An 18094-nucleotide genomic window follows, 5' to 3' on the forward strand; every position below is an offset into this window, starting at 1 on the left:
GGGTCGGCCGAGCGGTAACCCGAAACGCAGAGGGAAGGTTGGAGAGAGGAGGGGGAGCGACAACCGCGAAGAAAAACGAGAGGGGAAGGGGAACGCCCCCCCCGCACCCCCGCGCTCGTGTTCGTCGTGCGCGCTCAGCCCTTGCGGGGCGGGGTGCCGGTCACCCAGCTCATGCGCAGCGACAGCAGGGCCAGCCGCCAGCCGTCCGGGGTGCGGCGGGCCGTGGCGCTCACCAGGCTGCCGTTCGCGAATATCGGAGCGCGGTCGGCGTCCTCCGGATGGTCGGAGGGGTGGTGCACGTGGGTGGAGACGACGTTGGCGCGCAAAGAGGCATGGTCGCCGTCGATTTCGACCACGGCGGGCGAGTTGATGTGCTGGGTGCGGGCGAACGCCGCCAGCGCCGTGCTGTGGTACTCGGCGAGGCCCGCGATCCCCTCGTGCCGGCTCATCGGGAACTCGACGACGGCGTCCTCGGTGAACAGCCCCCGGGCCCAGGCGTCATCGAGCTTGTCGTCGTCCAGATTGATCAGGTAGCGGTCGAGCAGTCCCGCGACATCGGCGGTGGATTGGCTTGAGGTCATGGTTGAGGATGACTCCGGAACAGGCCTCTGACCAAGACTCCTTGTAGCGGAGTTGACGTACTTGTCAAAGGCCTGTACTAGCAGCTATTTACGCTCGGTTGCCCCCTCGGGATACTGGAGAAACGCCAGTCGGAAGAGGGTAGATGTCTAACTTTGACGCGGACGTAATTATCGCGGGAGCCGGCCCCACTGGACTCATGCTCGCAGGCGAACTGCGCCTGAACGGCGTGTCCGTGATTGTCGTCGATCGCCTTGCCGAGCCGATACAGCAGTCGCGGGCTCTGGGATTCTCGGCGCGTACCATCGAGGAATTCGGCCAGCGTGGACTGCTGGAGCGTTTCGGTGGTGTGGACGTCATTCCGGTCGGCCATTTCGGCGGAGTGTCCATCGATTACCGGTTGGTCGAGGGCGGTTCGTACGGGGCCCGGGGCATCCCCCAGTCGCGCACCGAGGGCGTGCTGGCCGGCTGGGCCGGGCAGCTGGGCGCCGAGGTCCGCCGCGGGGTCGAGGTCACCGGCCTGGAGGACGGCGCCGACGGGGTCACCGTGGAGGTCTCCACTCCCGAGGGACCGGCCACGCTGCGCGGCCGTTTCCTGGTGGGCGCGGACGGCGCCCGCAGTGTGGTGCGCAAGCTCGCGGGCATCGACTTCCCGGGCACCGACCCGGCCATCGAGCTCCGGTTCGCCGACATCAGCGGGGTGCCGTTGCGCCCGCGCTTCAGCGGCGAGCGGGTGCCCGGCGGCATGGTCATGGTGCTGCCGCTCGGCCCGGAGCGCTGCCGGATTGTCTACTTCGACCGGAGCGAGCCGCTCCGCAAGAGCCCGGACCCGATCACCTTCGACGAGGTGGCCGAGGCGTTCAAGCGCCTGTCCGGCGAGGACATCAGCGGCGCCACCGTGCACTGGGTCTCCACCACCACCGATGTGAGCCGGCAGGCCGCCGAGTACCGCAAGGGCCGGGTCTTCCTGGCCGGCGACGCCGCGCACATCCACCTGCCCATCGGCGCCCAGGGAATGAGCGCCGGCGTGCAGGACGCGGTGAACCTCGGCTGGAAGCTCGCCCTGGAGATCAAGGGCCAGGCCCCCGAGGGCCTGCTCGACACGTACCACTCCGAGCGCCACCCGGTCGGTGCCCGGGTGCTCACCAACACGCTCGCCCAGCGGATCCTCTATCTGGGCGGCGACGAGATCACCCCGCTGCTCGATGTCTTCACCGAGCTCACCGGGTTCGAGGACGTCCAGAAGACGCTGATCGGGATGGTCACCGGACTGGACATCCGACACGACGTGGGCGAGGGCGACCATCCGCTCCTCGGCCGCCGTCTCAAGGACGAGGAACTGGTGGTCGACGGCAAGAAGACCACCAACTTCGAGCTGCTGGCGGCCGGCAAGGCCGTTCTGTTCGACCTCACCGACGACTCCCACCTGCGAGAGCTCGCCGCGGGCTGGGCCGACCGTGTCACCACGGTCACCGCAGAGCAGCACGACTGCGACGCGGGCCTGGACGCCTTCCTCGTGCGTCCCGACGGCTACGTCGCCTGGGTCTCCCCCTCCGCCTCGCGCACGGAGGGGCTCGCCGAATCCCTCAACCGATGGTTCGGCCGGGCCAACTGAGCTGGGCCTGACTCCCTTTCACCCGTACACCCGAAGGAAGCGAAGAACATGCCCAAGATTTCCTCCGATGACCAGAACCTGACCGTCCTCAACCTCTTCTCCACGGACGCCCCGGAGAAGCAGGAGGGCCTGCTCGGCGCGATGCGCGAGATCGTCGACTCGGCCGCCTACCCGGGCTGGATGTCCTCCACCGTGCACGCCGGCGTGGACAAGCCGGGCACGGCCAACTTCATCCAGTGGCGCAGCCGCGCCGACCTGGAGGACCGGTACGACGGCGAGGAGTTCAAGCACCGCACGCTGCCGCTCTTCGGCGAGCTGACCACCTCGATCCGTCTGCTGCAGAACAACATCGCGTACTCGCAGACCAAGTCGGGCGACGGCGTCGAGATCTCCCCGGAGCGCACCGACTACACCGTGATCGCGGTCTTCGGTGTCGAGGAGAAGAACCAGGACGACCTGGTCGACGCGCTCGGCCCGTCGATGAAGTTCCTGAGCGACGTTCCCGGATACGTCTCCCACACGATCCTCAAGGGCATCGCCGCCCGCGGCCTCGAGGGCTCCTTCGTGGTCTCCTACTCGCAGTGGGAGAGCAAGGAGGCGTTCGACGCCTACCAGGCCGTGCCGCAGGGCGACAAGCCCGCCGCCCGCCAGGACGCCGAGAAGCGCACCGGCTCGCTCCTGACGTCGGTGGACTCCAACACCTACCGCGTGGTCCACACCCGCGCGGCCGGCCAGTAACACCTCAAAGCACCACGGCACCACAGCATCACGGAACGCCCGGCTTCTCTCCAGGAGTCGGGCGTTCCGGCGTTCCGGGCCCCAACGCGCAGGGGAGACGCTGCGGTTCGCGACCTGACGACACCTGACGCCGACGTGACACTTCCGCGTCAGGCACCTGCCCATCGCTGCCGGTTCTCTGACATGGCTGCGGTGTATTTGCGGAACCTGACCGAACCGGACGTAGACCTGAACCGGGGCGCCTTGAACGGCGAGCGGGATCAGAAGACCCTTGAATACATGATCCGGGGCGTGGTTCGCCACCGCTGATCCTCTCGCTCAACTCCCGTTCATGGCCCTCGTATTCGGGCGCGTCCGACGTCGTACGCGCCAGGAGCACGGCCAGTGCCGGATCAACCGCAACCGCTGAGGAGCGAAAACGTATGCACAGCACGCTGATCGTCGCCCGCATGGAACCCGGTTCGAGCACCGACGTCGCCAAACTGTTCTCCGAGTTCGACGCGACGGACATGCCGCACCTGATGGGAACGCGGCGCCGCCAGCTGTTCTCGTACCGGGGCCTCTACTTCCACCTGCAGGACTTCGACGCGGACAACGGCGGTCAGCTGATCGAGGCCGCGAAGAACGACCCGCGGTTCGTCGGGATCAGCAACGACCTCAAGCCGTTCATCCAGGCGTACGACCCGGCCACCTGGCGCTCGCCCGCCGACGCCATGGCCGCCCGCTTCTACAACTGGGAGGCGGGCGCGTGACAACGCCTCGCAGGGTCGTCATCACGGGGATGGAGGTGCTCGCCCCGGGTGGAATCGGCAGCAAGAACTTCTGGAGCCTCCTCAGCGAGGGCCGCACGGCGACGCGCGGCATCACCTTCTTCGACCCGACGCCCTTCCGCTCCAGGGTGGCCGCCGAGATCGACTTCGACCCGTACGAGCACGGTCTGAGCCCGCAGGAGGTCCGGCGCATGGACCGCGCCGGGCAGTTCGCGGTCGTCGCCTCGCGCGGCGCGGTCGCCGACAGCGGCCTGGAGCTCGCCGGACTCGACCCGTACCGCATCGGTGTCACCGTCGGCAGCGCGGTCGGCGCGACCATGGGCCTCGACGAGGAGTACCGGGTCGTCAGCGACGGCGGCCGGCTCGACCTCGTGGACCACAAGTACGCGGCCCCGCACCTCTACAACCACCTGGTGCCGAGCTCGTTCGCGGCCGAGGTCGCCTGGGCCGTCGGGGCCGAGGGCCCCAGCACCGTGGTGTCCACCGGCTGCACCTCCGGTATCGACTCGGTCGGCTACGCCGTCGAGCTGATCCGCGAGGGCTCCGCCGACGTCATGATCGCCGGGTCCTCGGACGCGCCGATCTCGCCGATCACGATGGCGTGCTTCGACGCGATCAAGGCCACGACGAACCGCTACGACGAGCCCGAGACGGCGTCGCGGCCGTTCGACAACTCCCGCAACGGCTTCGTGCTCGGCGAGGGCACCGCCTTCTTCGTGCTCGAAGAGCTGGAGAGCGCGCAGAAGCGCGGCGCCCACATCTACGCGGAGATCGCGGGCTACGCCACGCGCTCCAACGCGTACCACATGACCGGTCTGCGCCCCGACGGCGCGGAGATGGCCGAGGCGATCCGGGTGGCGCTCGACGAGGCGCGGATGAACGGCGACGAGATCGACTACATCAACGCCCACGGCTCCGGCACCAAGCAGAACGACCGCCACGAGACGGCGGCCGTCAAGCGGATCCTCGGCGACCACGCGTACCGGACGCCGATGAGCTCCATCAAGTCGATGGTCGGGCACTCGCTCGGCGCGATCGGCTCGATCGAGATCGCCGCCTCGGCGCTCGCCATGGAGTACAACGTCGTGCCGCCCACGGCGAACCTGCACACGCCCGACCCCGAGTGCGACCTGGACTACGTCCCGCTGACCGCCCGCGACCGGAAGACCGACGCGGTCCTCTCGGTCGGCAGCGGCTTCGGCGGTTTCCAGAGCGCCGTGGTGCTCGCCCGTCCCGAGAGGAAGCTCGCATGACGTCGTCCGTGGTGGTCACCGGCCTGGGGGTGGCGTCGCCCAACGGGCTCGGCATCCAGGACTACTGGGCGGCGACCGTCGGTGGCAAGAGCGGCATCGGCCGCATCACCCGCTTCGACCCGTCGTCCTACCCGGCCAAGCTGGCCGGCGAGGTCCCGGGCTTCGTCGCGGAGGACCTGCTGCCGAGCCGGCTGCTCCCGCAGACCGACCGGGTGACCCGGCTCGCGCTGGTCGCGACCGACTGGGCGCTCGCCGACGCGGGCATCACCCCGGCCGAACTCCCCGACTTCGACATGGGCGTGGTGACCGCGAGCGCGGCCGGTGGCTTCGAGTTCGGCCAGGGCGAGCTCCAGGCCCTGTGGTCCAAGGGCAGCCAGTACGTCTCGGCGTACCAGTCCTTCGCCTGGTTCTACGCGGTCAACAGCGGCCAGATCTCCATCCGCAACGGGATGAAGGGCCCCAGCGGCGTGGTCGTCAGCGACCAGGCCGGCGGCCTCGACGCGGTGGCGCAGGCCCGGCGGCAGATCCGCAAGGGCACCTCGCTGATCGTCTCCGGCGCCATCGACGCCTCGGTCTGCCCGTGGGGCTGGGTGGCCCAGCTGGCCAGCGACCGACTCTCCACCAGCGAGGAGCCGACCCGCGCCTATCTGCCCTTCGACAGCGAGGCGGCGGGTTACGTACCCGGCGAGGGCGGCGCGATCCTGATCATGGAGGACGCCGAGGCGGCCCGCGCCCGCGGTGCCCGCATCTACGGCGAGGTCTCCGGATACGGCTCGACCATCGACCCGAAGGCCGGCTCCGGCCGTCCGCCGGGGCTGCGCAAGGCCATCGAACTCGCCCTGGCCGACGCGGGGGTCGCCCCGGGCGACGTGGACGTGGTCTTCGCCGACGCGGCCGCCGACCCCGAGCTCGACCGCCAGGAGGCCGAGGCGCTGGGCGCGGTCTTCGGCACCCGGGGAGTCGCGGTCACCGCGCCCAAGACGATGACCGGACGGCTCTACTCGGGCGCGGCCCCGCTGGACCTGGCCGCCGCCTTCCTCGCCATCAAGGACGGGGTCATCCCGCCCACCGTGCACATCGACCCGGCCGCCGAGTACGACCTGGACCTGGTCCTGGGCGAGCCGCGCACCGCCGAGGTGCGCACCGCCCTCGTCCTCGCCCGCGGCTACGGCGGTTTCAACTCCGCCGTGGTCGTCCGCGCCGCGTAGGCGCTTCGCGGGAAGCGCCGCTATTCGACTGCGGACCGTCTGTGGCTGGTCGCGCAGTTCCCCGCACCCCTTCAGGGGCGCGGTACCGCACCACCCACAGACAACTGGCAACGCCGCACACCTAGGAAAGGGAAGTTCCCATGGCCACCACGTTCACCCTCGACGACCTCAGGCGCATCCTCCTTGAGGCAGCGGGCGCCGAGGAGGGCGTCGACCTGGACGGCGACATTCTGGACACCGAGTTCGAGGTCCTGGGATACGAGTCGCTCGCGCTCCTGGAGACGGGCGGCCGGATCGAGCGTGAGTACGGCATCTCGCTGGACGACGACGCGCTGACCGACGCCACCACGCCGCGCGCCCTCATCGACGTCGTCAACGCCCAGCTGTCCTCCGCGTCCGCCGCCTGAGCCACAGACAAGGAACAACGACCATGACCGAGAACACCGCACGGGTCGCACTGGTGACGGGCGCCACGAGCGGCATCGGGCTCTCCGTGGCCCGTCTGCTCGCCTCCCAGGGACACCGGGTCTTCATCGGCGCGCGCAACGCCGAGAACGTCACCGAGACCGTCAAGCAGCTCCAGGGCGAGGGCCTCGACGCCGACGGCTCGGCGCTCGACGTCACCGACGCCGACAGCGTCAAGGCCTTCGTCCAGGCGGCCGTCGACCGCTTCGGCACCGTCGACGTGCTGGTCAACAACGCCGGCCGGTCCGGTGGCGGCGTCACCGCCGACATCGAGGACGAGCTGTGGGACGCCGTCATCGACACCAACCTGAACAGCGTCTTCCGGGTCACCCGCGAGGTCCTCAACACCGGCGGCATGCGCCACAAGGACCGCGGCCGGATCATCAACATCGCCTCCACCGCAGGCAAGCAGGGCGTGGTCCTCGGCGCCCCGTACTCGGCCTCCAAGCACGGCGTGGTCGGCTTCACCAAGGCCCTGGGCAACGAGCTCGCGCCCACCGGCATCACGGTCAACGCCGTCTGCCCCGGATACGTCGAGACGCCGATGGCGCAGCGCGTGCGCCAGGGCTACGCCGCCGCGTACTCCACCTCCGAGGACGCGATCCTGGAGAAGTTCCAGTCCAAGATCCCGCTCGGCCGCTACTCCACCCCGGACGAGGTCGCGGGTCTTGTCGGCTACCTGGCCTCCGACACGGCCGCCTCCATCACCGCGCAGGCGCTCAACGTCTGCGGCGGCCTCGGCAACTTCTGATCCGCCAAGTTCCCGAAGGAGGAGCGGTTATGACGACCCGTGAGGTCGAGCACGAGATCACCGTCGATGCCCCCGCCGCAGCCGTGTACCGGCTGCTGGCCGAGGTGACCAACTGGCCGCGGATCTTCCCGCCCACGATCTACGTGGACCAGGTCGGCGAGCACGACAACCACGAGCGCATCCGGATCTGGGCCACCGCCAACGGCGAGGCCAAGAACTGGACCTCGCACCGCGAGCTGGACCCGGAGGGTCTGCGCATCACCTTCCGCCAGGAGGTCACCACGCCTCCGGTCGCGGCGATGGGCGGCACCTGGATCATCGAGACCCTGGCCGAGAACTCCTCGCGCGTGCGGCTGCTGCACGACTACCGGGCGATCGACGACGACCCCAAGGGCCTGGCCTGGATCGACGAGGCGGTCGACAAGAACAGCCGCTCGGAGCTGGCCGCGCTCAAGCAGAACGTCGAACTGGCCCACGCGACCGAGGAGGTGACGTTCTCGTTCACCGACACCGTCATCGTCCAGGGCTCGCCCAAGGACCTGTACGACTTCATCAACGAGGCGGACCTCTGGTCCGAGCGGCTGCCGCACGTGGCCGTCGTCCGGCTCACCGAGGACACCCCCGGGCTCCAGACCCTGGAGATGGACACCCGCGCCAAGGACGGCTCGGTGCACACCACCAAGTCGTACCGGGTGACCTTCCCGCACCACAAGATCGCGTACAAGCAGGTCACGCTGCCCGCGCTGATGACCCTGCACACCGGGATCTGGACGTTCGAGGAGACGCCCGAGGGCACGGCCGCCTCCTCGCAGCACACCGTCACGCTCAACACGGACAACATCGCGAAGATCCTCGGCCCCGAGGCCACCGTCGCGGACGCCCGTGAGTACGTGCACACCGCGCTGTCCACCAACAGCACGGCGACGCTCAACCACGCCAAGACGTACGCCGAGCAGAAGGGCTGAGCCAGAAATGACCCCGGACCGCCTGGACACACAGGTCATCGTCGTCGGCGCCGGCCCCGTCGGGCTTCTACTCGCCGGTGAGCTGCGTCTTGGCGGCGCCGATGTGGTCGTACTGGAACAACGGGCCACGCCCACCACGGAGTCGAGGGCCTCCACGCTGCACGCCCGCACCATGGAGCTCCTCGACAGCCGCGGCCTGCTCGACGTCTTCGGGACGCCGCCGAACGAGCCGCGCGGCCACTTCGGCGGCATCCCGATGGACCTCACCCTGCCCAGCCCCTTCCCCGGGCAGTGGAAGATGCCCCAGACCCGGACCGAGGCCCTGCTCCAGGAGTGGGCGCTCTCGCTGGGCGTGGACATCCGGCGCGACCACGAGCTGCGCGAGGTGTCCGACCGGGGCGACTTCGTCGAGGCGACCGCGGCCGGGCCCGAGGGCACGGTCGTGGTGCGCGGTGCCTTCCTCGTCGGGTGCGACGGCGAGGACTCCACCGTGCGCCGCCTCACCGGGGCCGAGTTCCCGGGCAACGACGCCGGCCGCGAGCTGCTGCGCGCGGACGTGGCCGGTGTCACCATCCCCAACCGCCGCTTCGAGCGGCTGCCCGCCGGGCTCGCCATCGCGGCGACCCGCGACGGGGTGACCCGGGTGATGGTGCACGAGTTCGGCTCCACGGCCGAACCGCGCACCGGCGACCCGGAGTTCGGCGAGATCGCGGCGGTCTGGAAGCGCGTCACCGGCGAGGACATCAGCGGCGGGACCCCGCTGTGGGCGAACTCGTTCGGCGACGCCAACCGCCAGCTCACCCGGTACCGCAGCGGCCGGATCCTGTTCGCCGGGGACGCGGCCCACCGTCAGATGCCGATCGGCGGCCAGGCCCTCAACCTCGGCCTCCAGGACGCCTTCAACCTTGGCTGGAAGCTGGCCCTGCACGTCGGCGGGACGGCCCCTGAGGGCCTGCTCGACACGTACCACACCGAACGCCACGAGGTCGGCCGGCGGGTCCTGTCCAACATCAGGACCCAGGCCATGCTGCTGCTCGGCGGCCCCGAGGTCGAGCCGCTGCGCTCGGTGCTCACCGAGCTCCTCACCCACGACGACGTCCGGGCGCACCTCGCCGGGATGATCAGCGGTCTCGACATCCGCTACGACGTCGGCGGCCCCGGGCACCCGCTGCTCGGCGCCCGGCTGCCGGACGCGGGCCTGACCACCGGCGAAGGCCCGGTGAACACGGCCCAGTTGCTGCGCACCGCACGCGGTGTGCTCCTCGATCTGTCCGGCGGCGGTGCGGCGCTGCCGGACACCTCCGGCTGGGCGGACCGGGTCACGGCGCTGCCGGCCGCGCCGGAGAAGGACGGCGCCCTCGACGGCGTGGGCGCCGTCCTGGTGCGGCCCGACGGTCACGTGGCCTGGGCCGGTGAGCCGGACACCGACGGCACCGGGCTGCGGGAGGCCCTGGAGCGCTGGTTCGGCCCCGCGCACTGAAGCCCTCACAACCCCCCGCCCCCGCGCACGACCGTACGACTCCACAGCACGACAGGGCACGACAGGGCACGTCCAGGAAAGGGAACACTATGGAGGGGACAGCCGTGGACACCGATGTCATCATCGTCGGCGCGGGTCCGACCGGTCTCATGCTCGCCGGCGAGCTGCGCCTCGGCGGGGCGCGGGTCGTCGTCGTCGAACGGCTGGCGGAGCCCACCGGGCAGTCCCGCGGCCTGGGCTTCACGGCCCGTGCCATGGAGATCTTCGACCAGCGCGGTCTGCTGCCCCGGTTCGGGCAGGGCGAGACGCTGGAGATCAGCCCGATGGGCCACTTCGGCGGGGTGCAGTTCGACTACACCGTCCTGGAGGGCGGGCACTTCGGGGCGCGCGGTATCCCGCAGTACAAGACCGAGGCGGTCCTGGAGGAGTGGGCGGCCGGTCTTGGCGTCGACATCCGGCGCGGCTGGGACTTCCTGGAGCTGACCGACGGCTTCCTGGACGGCGACGACGTCGAGATCACCGTCCAGACGCCCCACGCGGTACGCAAGCTGCGCGCCTCCTACCTGGTGGGCGCCGACGGCGGCCGCAGCGTGGTCCGCGAGGCCGCCGGGTTCGACTTCCCGGGTACCTCCGCCACCCGGGCGATGTTCCTCGCCGACGTCACCGGCTGCGAGCTGCGCCCGCGCTTCCTGGGGGAGCGGCTCAACAACGGCATGGTGATGGCGGCCCCGCTCGCCCCGGGCGTGGACCGGATCATCGTCTGCCCCGACAACGCGCCCGCCCGCGCCAGCGGCGAGTCGGTCTCCTTCGAGGAGGTCGCCGCCGCCTGGCAGTCGATCACCGGTGAGGACATCTCGCACGGCGGCGCCGAGTGGGTCAGTTTCTTCAGCGACGCCACCCGCCAGGCCTCCGAGTACCGGCGCGGCCGGGTCCTGCTGGTCGGCGACGCCGCCCACATCCACCTCCCGGCCGGCGGCCAGGGCCTGAGCACCGGCGTCCAGGACGCGGCCAACCTCGGCTGGAAGCTGGCCGCGGAGATCGCCGGGACCGCGCCCGAGGGGCTGCTCGACACGTACCACTCCGAGCGCCACCCGGTCGGTGCCCGGCTGCTGATGAACACCCGCGCCCAGGGCATGGTCTTCCTCGGCGGCCCCGAGGCCGACCCGCTGCGCCAGCTCTTCGGCGAGCTCATCCAGTACGACGACGTCAAGCGCCACCTCGCCGGGATCGTCAGCGGTCTGGACATCCGTTACGAGCTCGGTGACGGGTCGCATCCGCTGGTCGGCCGTCGTGTCGCGCACCGCACGCTGGTCCTGGCGGACGGCGAGACCAGTACCACCGAGCTGCTGCACCCGGCCCGCGGTGTGCTGCTCGACCTCGCCGATGACGCGGCGGTGCGTGCGGCTGCCGCCGGGTGGTCGGGACGGGTGGACGTCGTCACCGCCTCGGCCAAGCCGGTGGATGGCGGAGCCGATCCGCTCGCCGGTGCGGGTGCCGTGCTCGTACGGCCCGATGGATACGTCGCCTGGGCGGGGGACTTTGCCGAGGGGCTCCCGGACTCGCTGAGCCGGTGGTTCGGTCCGGCCGGGGCGTGACGCCCGACCCGCTCGGTCCTGGAGGCGCGTTCGCGTCCGCGGGCCGTCCCGGGTTGCTCGCGCAGTTCCCCGCGCTCCTCAGGGGACGCGGGTCGCCGCCCATTCAACAGTCAACGCACACGGGGGCATTGATGGAAAGCACGCTCGCACCGGCGGTCGTTTCCCAGGGTGTTCGCAGGATCACCCTGGACGCGGGCGGTGTCACCCTGTCCGCGCTGCTGTGCGAGCCGGAAGGCACCCCCCGCGCGACCGTCGTCGCCGTCCACGGCGGCGGCATGAGCGCCGGGTACTTCGACGGCCAGGCCCACCCCGAGCTGTCCCTGCTGACGCTCGGCGCCCGGCTCGGCTACACGGTCCTGGCCGTCGACCGGCCGGGCTACGGGCACTCCGCCGCCCAGCTGCCCGACGGCCTCACCGTCGCCGACCAGACCGACGTGCTGCGCGCCGGCATCGACGACTTCACCGCCAAGTACCCCACCGGCGCGGGCATCCTGCTCGTCGCCCACTCCTTCGGCGGCAAGCTGGCGCTCTCCGCCGCCGCCCACTGCACCGGCGACGGCCTCCTCGGCCTCGACATCTCCGGCTGCGGCCACCGCTACGCCGTCACCCCGGGCGTGCTCCGCAAGGGCCTCAAGCACATCGCCCGGCACTGGGGCCCGCTGCGCCTGTACCCGCCGAACACCTTCCGCAGCAGCGGCTCCCTCGTGGCGCCGATGCCGGAGCTGGAGGCGGGCGAACTGCCGCGCTGGCCCGAGCTGTTCGCGGCCCTCGCGCCGCGCGTCAGCATCCCCGTCCGGCTCACCTTCGCCGAGCACGAGGGCTGGTGGCTGCACGGGGACCAGGACCTCGCCGACCTCGCCGCGCAGCTCACCGCCGCACCCCGCATCGTCGTCGACCGCCAGCCGGACGCCGGCCACAACATCAGCCTCGGCTGGGCGGCCCGCTCCTACCACCTGCGCACGCTCGCCTTCCTGGAGGACTGCATCACCAGGGCGGGACGCGGTGCCTGACCATCCGAGCCTATGACCAGCACCTTCGCCCATCCCTTCCGCTCCCTGGCGGTCCGCAACTTCCGGCTGTTCGCGGCCGGGCAGGTCGTCTCCGTCGCGGGCACCTGGATGATGGTCGTTGCCCAGGACTGGATCGTCCTGGGCCTGGCCGACAACTCCGGCACCGCCCTCGGCGTCGTCACCGCGCTCCAGTTCACGCCGCTGCTGCTGCTCACCCTGTACGGCGGGCGCCTCGCCGACCGCTACGACAAGCGGCTGCTGCTCACCTGCGCCAATCTGGCGTCCGGTGTGCTGGCCCTGGTCCTGGCGCTGCTGGCGTTCGCGGACGCCGTCCAGCTGTGGCACATCTGGCTCTGCGCGCTCGGCCTCGGGGTCGTCAACGCCGTCGAGGTGCCGACCCGGATGTCGTTCGTCAGCGAGCTGGTAGGGCCCGAACTGCTGCCGAATGCCTCGGCGTTGAGCGCCGCGTACTTCAACACCGCCCGGGTGGTGGGGCCGGCCCTCGCGGGGCTGCTCATCACCGGCTTCGGCAGCGGCTGGGTGATGCTGTTCAACTCCGTCAGCTATCTGGCGACCGTGGTCGCACTGCGGATGATGCGGCCCGGCGAACTCCTGCTCGGCGTGCGGCAGGACACCCGGCCGCGGGTGGTCGACGGGCTCAAGTACGTCGCCGCCCACCCGGACCTGAAGCTGCCGCTCGCCCTCGTCGGGGTGATCGCGCTGTTCGGACTCAACTTCCAGCTCACGCTGCCGCTGTACGCCAAGACCGTCTTCCACGCCGACGCCGCCTCGTTCGGGCTGCTCACCACCGGCTTCGCCGCGGGCTCGCTGATCGCCGCGTTCGCCACCACCGCGCGCCGCAGCCGCCCCTCCAGCCGTCTGGTGGTGGGCGCGGCGCTGGTCTTCGCGGTCCTGGAGACGGTGGCGGGCTGGGCGCCCGGCTTCGCGGCCGCGATCGTGCTGCTCTCGCTCACCGGCGGGGCGACCATCTTCTTCGTCCAGGCCGTCAACCACCGCGTCCAGCTCGGCAGCGACCCGCAGTACCGGGGCCGCGTGATGGCGCTGTACACCCTGATCCTCCAGGGCTCGACCCCACTGGGCTCGCTGCTCATCGGCTGGCTCGCCGAACACCTGGGCGCCCGCTCGGGCTTCTACGTCGGCGGTCTGGTCTCGCTGGCGGCGGCGCTCACCGCGCTGGCCTACGACCGGCGCGGCGCGCGCGACAAGGGCCTCACCGGGGCCGCCGAGAGCACGGCGGGCGACCCGGGGCAGGGCGGCCCCGTCCACGAGGCGGTGCGCCGGTGAACGCGACCCGTACGCCGCTGCGGGCGGCCCCCGCGGCGGGACGGCTGCACCTGCTGGTGTTCCGCCCGCCCGCCGAGGAGGTGGCGCAGGTGTGCCCGCTGATGCGGGCCCTGGACGAGATGGAGTCGGCGCGCGCGGCGTCCTACGTCTCGGTGCGCGACCGGATCCAGTACATGGCCGCGCACGCCACCCTGAGGGGCCTGCTCGCCGCGTACACCGGTCTCGAACCCGGCCGGATCGTCCTCGGCCGCAGCCAAGAGCCGTACGGGAAGCCGCAGTTGATCGATCCGCCCGTGCCGCTCCACTTCAACCTCTCGCACAGCCACGGCCTGATCGCCATCGGGGTCGCGGCGGACCCGGTGGGCGTCGACGTCCAGCGCGTCCCGTCGCCCGAGGCCGTCGAGATGGTGCTGCCCCGGCTGCACCCGCAGGAGCGCGAGGAACTGCGCGCGCTGCCCACCGCCGAGCGGACGGTGGCGTTCGCCCGGCTGTGGACCCGCAAAGAGGCCTATCTCAAGGGTCTGGGCACCGGACTCACCCGCTCACCCGCGGCGGACTACCTGGGCGACCGCAACGCCCGGGGCCGCCCGCACGGCTGGACGGTGCGCAATGTGCCCGTACAGCCGGGCTACGCCGCCGCGGCCGCGCTCCGCAACCCGACGTGACCGTGAAGGCAGTCGATTCCGCACCAAGGATCCGCAACCTACAGGGGGAACAGAACACCATGCCGACCACGCCGACCACACAGTCCTCCGCCGAGGTCTCCGACCGGCTGGACGAACTCAGCGAACGCAGGGAACAGGCCGTCCGCGGCCCGAGCGACAAGGCGACCGAGGCGCAGCACGCCAAGGGCAAGCTGACCGCGCGCGAGCGGATCGAACTCCTCCTGGACAAGGGCAGCTTCACCGAGGTGGAGCAGCTGCGCAGGCACCGCGCCACCGGCTTCGGCCTGGAGGCCAAGAAGCCGTACACGGACGGTGTCATCACCGGCTGGGGCACGGTCGAGGGCCGTACGGTCTTCGTCTACGCGCATGACTTCCGGATCTTCGGCGGCGCCCTGGGCGAGGCCCACGCCGCCAAGATCCACAAGTTGATGGACATGGCCATCGCGGCCGGGGCGCCGCTGGTGTCCCTGAACGACGGCGCCGGCGCCCGTATCCAGGAGGGCGTCTCGGCGCTGGCGGGCTACGGCGGCATCTTCCAGCGCAACACCCGGGCCAGCGGGGTGATCCCGCAGATCAGCGTGATGCTCGGCCCGTGCGCGGGCGGCGCCGCCTACTCGCCCGCCCTCACGGACTTCGTGTTCATGGTCCGCGAGACCTCGCAGATGTTCATCACCGGCCCGGACGTGGTGCAGGCGGTGACCGGCGAGGAGATCACCCAGAACGGGCTCGGCGGCGCGGATGTGCACGCCGGGATCTCGGGCGTCGCGCACTTCGCGTACGACGACGAGGAGACCTGCCTCGCCGAGGTCCGCTATCTGCTCTCGCTGCTGCCGTCCAACAACCGGGAGATGCCGCCGCTGGCGCAGACCTCGGACCCGGTGGACCGCGAGGGCGCGGCCCTGCTCGACCTGGTGCCGGCCGACGGCAACCGCTCGTACGACGTGCGCTCGGTGATCGAGGAGCTCGTCGACGAGGGCGAGTACATGGAGATCCACGCCAACTGGGCGCCCAACCTGGTGGTCGCGCTGGCCCGGCTCGACGGCCACGTCGTGGGCATCGTCGCCAACCAGCCCTCCGCCATGGCGGGCGTCCTGGACATCAAGGCGAGCGAGAAGGGCGCGCGGTTCGTCCAGTTCTGCGACTCCTTCAGCATCCCGCTGATCACCCTCGTCGACGTCCCCGGGTTCCTGCCGGGCGTCGACCAGGAGCACGACGGCATCATCCGGCGCGGCGCGAAGCTGCTGTACGCGTACTGCAACGCCACCGTTCCGCGTATCTCGGTGGTGCTGCGCAAGGCGTACGGCGGCGCGTACATCGTGATGGACTCGCGCTCGATCGGCGCCGACCTCGCGTTCGCGTGGCCCACCAACGAGATCGCGGTGATGGGCGCCGAGGGCGCGGCGAACGTGGTGTTCCGCCGGGAGATCGCCGCCGCCGAGGACCCCGACGCGATGCGCAGGCAGAAGATCGACGAGTACAAGAACGAGCTGGTGCACCCCTACTTCGCGGCGGAGCGCGGTCTGGTCGACGACGTCATCGACCCGCGCGAGACCCGCTCGGTGCTGTGCCGCTCGGTCGCGATGCTCATCGCCAAGGACGCCGAACTGCCCCGCCGCAAGCACGGCAACCCGCCCCAGTAGGCCCGACTCCTCCAGAGAGGTGACCGACATGAGTGAGATGACCCAGATCACCGAGCCCGCCGCCGAGCCTGCCGCGCCTGCCGAAATGACCCTGGAGCACTGCCGTGAGCTGCTGAGAGTGGAGCGCGGTAATCCGGATCCGGAGGAACTGGCGGCGCTGGCCGCGCTGTTCTTCGCACACTTCTCGGCCATCGAGGCCCGGGAGGAGGCGGCCCGGGTCATGATCCCCAGGCAGCGCCGCTCCGCGAGCTGGCGCCGCACCGACCGGGCGACGGGCTTCGACGGCCCGCGCACCTGGCGGGCGGGCGGCCCGGTGCTCGCCTGACGAATTTACTGACGGTCCGTCAATTCAAGGCGGTCCCGGACCATTCCGCTTGCGGAGAGCAGTGCGCAGCGCCCCGAGCGGGCCGCCCCGACCAGGCGGCCCCGCCCGGGGCGCGCCGCTGTTCAGGGCCCCGGACTTTACTTGACACGGACTCTCCCGGCCGACCATTCTGTGCGGTGAATGGGGGTCTTCGTCATGCAGGTGTTGCCGTACTGCAAGCTACAGCCCGATCACAGGGAGCGCTGGGGGGCGCGAGCCGCGCCCGACTGAGGCGCAGTACCGGCGAATTCCAGCCATCGGCCAGCATGACGCCACTTGGACACCTGTTATTTAACTTGCTGTCAGTGAAGTCGCCTGAATTCCGTAAACCTCCAGGCCGTGTGGCGAACGTCATGTCATGGCAGCGTCAACGTCAGAGGCGCGCCAAGATGGCCGGATTATGTGAGTCGCGGCGAGTTATCCTTGGTTGAATCAACAGATCTACCAGTGTTCCGCTTCCGCATGGCGGGGACTGGTTGACGGGGGCTTCCGGCCGTGATCACGTATGGAAACGAAGAGGGTGTCCGGTCCGATCTCGCTCAATAACCGGCACAGTTTATTTGTTATTTGCTCGAACCTCTTTGAATTCCGTAGCAGCGGTCTGTAGGTTCGTCGGTGGATCCGGATCGGATCTCATATTGGACTCACTCAGATGGGGGAGGGACATGACTCGCGGGGGAGGCATGACTCAGAGTTCGGCAGAGGCAGTGCTGGAGCCTCATATACCTGTCCAGCGTGGTCCAGGTGGACCACACCTGATCGAAGAGGGCGTGTCGGAAGCGGTACGCAGGGTGGCGGGCCTCTCCCGGGGCCGGCGGATCCTCGTGGTCGACAGCGACGTCGACGGCGCGGAGTCCCTGGTGTGCCGACTGCGCAGGCACGGCCACGAGGCCATCGGCGTAAAGAGCGGCAGCACCGCGCTGCAGGCGTACGAGGACGTCGACCTCGTCCTGCTCGACCTCGAACTTCCGGACCTGGACGGCCTGGAGGTCTGCCGGGCCATCCGCTCGGTCAGCGGCATCCCGGTCATCATCGTCACGGCCCGGGGCTCCGAGCTCGACTGCGTCCTCGGCCTCCAGGCCGGCGCCGACGACTATGTGGTCAAGCCGTACGGCTTCCGGGAATTAATGGCACGGATCGAAGCCGTCATGCGCCGAGCGAGGTTCCAGCCGCCTGTTGCCAGAGAGATCTTGCACGGGCGGTTGCGCATTGACGTGAGCTCCCGCGAGGTGAGCCTGGACGGCCGCGAGGTGGGGCTGACCCGCAAGGAATTCGATCTGCTCTGCCTGCTCGCCTCCCATCCGGACACGGTCATTCCGCGTAAACGTCTGCTGCAGCAGGTCTGGGGCGACTCATGGTCGCGCCGCACTGTCGACACCCATGTCAGCAGTCTTCGCGGCAAGCTCGGTGACAGCGGATGGATCATTACCGTGCGCGGGGTCGGCTTCAAACTGGGCAACGGGTGAATTTTCGCCTTTCTGGCCGCCGGGAACAAGAGAAGAAACAAGTTGAACAACCGTCATAAATCCAAAGAATTCTTTGGTGTGGCAGCCTGGTAATGGCTTCCAAGAGGAAGACGGGTTTTCGGCCGGGGGCCCCAGGGGGGGGGAACGACCCCCCAAGACCCACCTCCCTCCCCCCTCCCCCCCTCCACCCCCATCCCCTCCCCCCACCCCCCCTCTCCCCCCCCC

Annotated in this window: 17 protein-coding genes; 16 read left to right on the forward strand and 1 reads right to left on the reverse strand. The window is 70.3% G+C overall.

The genetic code is table 11. The annotated features are described in order from the left end of the window. Positions 1–134 precede the first annotated feature (134 nt). On the reverse strand, positions 135–581 hold the full coding sequence (locus ACZ499_RS10560; protein ID WP_468673668.1) for a nuclear transport factor 2 family protein: 447 nt from the start codon (positions 579–581) through the stop codon (positions 135–137). Between the two features lie 143 nt (positions 582–724). On the opposite strand from ACZ499_RS10560, the gene ACZ499_RS10565 reads away from it, so the two are divergent. From ACZ499_RS10565 to ACZ499_RS10640, 16 genes are all read left to right on the forward strand, one after another. Beyond that, positions 725–2194 (forward strand): FAD-dependent monooxygenase, encoded by a 1470-nt coding sequence (locus ACZ499_RS10565; protein ID WP_468673670.1) that lies wholly within the window; start codon positions 725–727, stop codon positions 2192–2194. A gap of 48 nt (positions 2195–2242) precedes the next feature. After that, positions 2243–2932 (forward strand): antibiotic biosynthesis monooxygenase family protein, encoded by a 690-nt coding sequence (locus tag ACZ499_RS10570; RefSeq protein ID WP_385547958.1) that lies wholly within the window; start codon positions 2243–2245, stop codon positions 2930–2932. Between the two features lie 422 nt (positions 2933–3354). Then, positions 3355–3684 (forward strand): TcmI family type II polyketide cyclase, encoded by a 330-nt coding sequence (locus tag ACZ499_RS10575; RefSeq protein ID WP_385547961.1) that lies wholly within the window; start codon positions 3355–3357, stop codon positions 3682–3684. Next, positions 3681–4955: a beta-ketoacyl-[acyl-carrier-protein] synthase family protein gene (locus ACZ499_RS10580; RefSeq protein WP_468673675.1), complete on the forward strand. Its 1275-nt coding sequence runs from the start codon at positions 3681–3683 to the stop codon at positions 4953–4955. The genes ACZ499_RS10575 and ACZ499_RS10580 overlap by 4 nt, the downstream gene beginning before the upstream one ends. After that, positions 4952–6163 (forward strand): ketosynthase chain-length factor, encoded by a 1212-nt coding sequence (locus ACZ499_RS10585; RefSeq protein WP_385547966.1) that lies wholly within the window; start codon positions 4952–4954, stop codon positions 6161–6163. The genes ACZ499_RS10580 and ACZ499_RS10585 overlap by 4 nt, the downstream gene beginning before the upstream one ends. Before the next feature lie 140 nt (positions 6164–6303). Next, a complete protein-coding gene (locus ACZ499_RS10590) occupies positions 6304–6570 on the forward strand; it encodes an acyl carrier protein (protein WP_385547969.1) in 267 nt (88 codons plus the stop codon). A 23-nt stretch (positions 6571–6593) separates the two neighbouring features. After that, positions 6594–7379: a 3-oxoacyl-ACP reductase FabG gene (gene fabG / locus ACZ499_RS10595; RefSeq protein WP_385547972.1), complete on the forward strand. Its 786-nt coding sequence runs from the start codon at positions 6594–6596 to the stop codon at positions 7377–7379. 29 nt (positions 7380–7408) lie between these two features. After that, a complete protein-coding gene (locus ACZ499_RS10600) occupies positions 7409–8344 on the forward strand; it encodes an aromatase/cyclase (protein ID WP_385547975.1) in 936 nt (311 codons plus the stop codon). Between the two features lie 7 nt (positions 8345–8351). Further along, entirely contained in the window at positions 8352–9824 is a 1473-nt protein-coding gene (locus ACZ499_RS10605; protein ID WP_468673680.1) for an FAD-dependent monooxygenase, read from the forward strand. 104 nt (positions 9825–9928) lie between these two features. Continuing rightward, positions 9929–11419, forward strand: a complete 1491-nt coding sequence (locus ACZ499_RS10610) for an FAD-dependent monooxygenase (protein ID WP_468673682.1) — start codon at positions 9929–9931, stop codon at positions 11417–11419. A gap of 131 nt (positions 11420–11550) precedes the next feature. Continuing rightward, positions 11551–12429 carry an alpha/beta hydrolase gene (locus ACZ499_RS10615; protein WP_468673684.1) on the forward strand — a complete coding sequence of 293 codons (879 nt, stop codon included), beginning with the start codon at positions 11551–11553 and terminating at the stop codon, positions 12427–12429. Positions 12430–12441: 12 nt separating this feature from the next. Further along, positions 12442–13734 carry an MFS transporter gene (locus tag ACZ499_RS10620; protein WP_468673687.1) on the forward strand — a complete coding sequence of 431 codons (1293 nt, stop codon included), beginning with the start codon at positions 12442–12444 and terminating at the stop codon, positions 13732–13734. Beyond that, complete coding sequence (locus ACZ499_RS10625; RefSeq protein WP_468673688.1) at positions 13731–14399, forward strand: 4'-phosphopantetheinyl transferase family protein; 669 nt, start codon at positions 13731–13733, stop codon at positions 14397–14399. Before ACZ499_RS10620 ends, ACZ499_RS10625 begins: the two co-directional genes overlap by 4 nt. Positions 14400–14458: 59 nt before the next feature. Continuing rightward, positions 14459–16039 carry an acyl-CoA carboxylase subunit beta gene (locus ACZ499_RS10630; protein ID WP_468408648.1) on the forward strand — a complete coding sequence of 527 codons (1581 nt, stop codon included), beginning with the start codon at positions 14459–14461 and terminating at the stop codon, positions 16037–16039. Positions 16040–16067: 28 nt separating this feature from the next. Then, positions 16068–16364: an acyl-CoA carboxylase epsilon subunit gene (locus tag ACZ499_RS10635; protein WP_371655130.1), complete on the forward strand. Its 297-nt coding sequence runs from the start codon at positions 16068–16070 to the stop codon at positions 16362–16364. 722 nt (positions 16365–17086) lie between these two features. Beyond that, positions 17087–17869, forward strand: a complete 783-nt coding sequence (locus ACZ499_RS10640; protein WP_406550840.1) for a response regulator transcription factor — start codon at positions 17087–17089, stop codon at positions 17867–17869. Positions 17870–18094 lie beyond the last annotated feature (225 nt).

The sequence above is a fragment of the Streptomyces sp. NPDC031265 genome (assembly GCF_055570295.1).

Bases quoted from the DNA above. Each gene is read 5' to 3' on its own strand.
- ACZ499_RS10560 (WP_468673668.1), bottom strand. From the start codon at position 581: ATGACCTCAAGCCAATCCACCGCCGATGTCGCGGGACTGCTCGACCGC.
- ACZ499_RS10565 (WP_468673670.1), top strand. From the start codon at position 725: ATGTCTAACTTTGACGCGGACGTAATTATCGCGGGAGCCGGCCCCACT.
- ACZ499_RS10570 (WP_385547958.1), top strand. From the start codon at position 2,243: ATGCCCAAGATTTCCTCCGATGACCAGAACCTGACCGTCCTCAACCTC.
- ACZ499_RS10575 (WP_385547961.1), top strand. From the start codon at position 3,355: ATGCACAGCACGCTGATCGTCGCCCGCATGGAACCCGGTTCGAGCACC.
- ACZ499_RS10585 (WP_385547966.1), top strand. From the start codon at position 4,952: ATGACGTCGTCCGTGGTGGTCACCGGCCTGGGGGTGGCGTCGCCCAAC.
- ACZ499_RS10590 (WP_385547969.1), top strand. From the start codon at position 6,304: ATGGCCACCACGTTCACCCTCGACGACCTCAGGCGCATCCTCCTTGAG.
- fabG (WP_385547972.1), top strand. From the start codon at position 6,594: ATGACCGAGAACACCGCACGGGTCGCACTGGTGACGGGCGCCACGAGC.
- ACZ499_RS10600 (WP_385547975.1), top strand. From the start codon at position 7,409: ATGACGACCCGTGAGGTCGAGCACGAGATCACCGTCGATGCCCCCGCC.
- ACZ499_RS10605 (WP_468673680.1), top strand. From the start codon at position 8,352: ATGACCCCGGACCGCCTGGACACACAGGTCATCGTCGTCGGCGCCGGC.
- ACZ499_RS10615 (WP_468673684.1), top strand. From the start codon at position 11,551: ATGGAAAGCACGCTCGCACCGGCGGTCGTTTCCCAGGGTGTTCGCAGG.
- ACZ499_RS10620 (WP_468673687.1), top strand. From the start codon at position 12,442: ATGACCAGCACCTTCGCCCATCCCTTCCGCTCCCTGGCGGTCCGCAAC.
- ACZ499_RS10630 (WP_468408648.1), top strand. From the start codon at position 14,459: ATGCCGACCACGCCGACCACACAGTCCTCCGCCGAGGTCTCCGACCGG.
- ACZ499_RS10635 (WP_371655130.1), top strand. From the start codon at position 16,068: ATGAGTGAGATGACCCAGATCACCGAGCCCGCCGCCGAGCCTGCCGCG.
- ACZ499_RS10640 (WP_406550840.1), top strand. From the start codon at position 17,087: ATGACTCAGAGTTCGGCAGAGGCAGTGCTGGAGCCTCATATACCTGTC.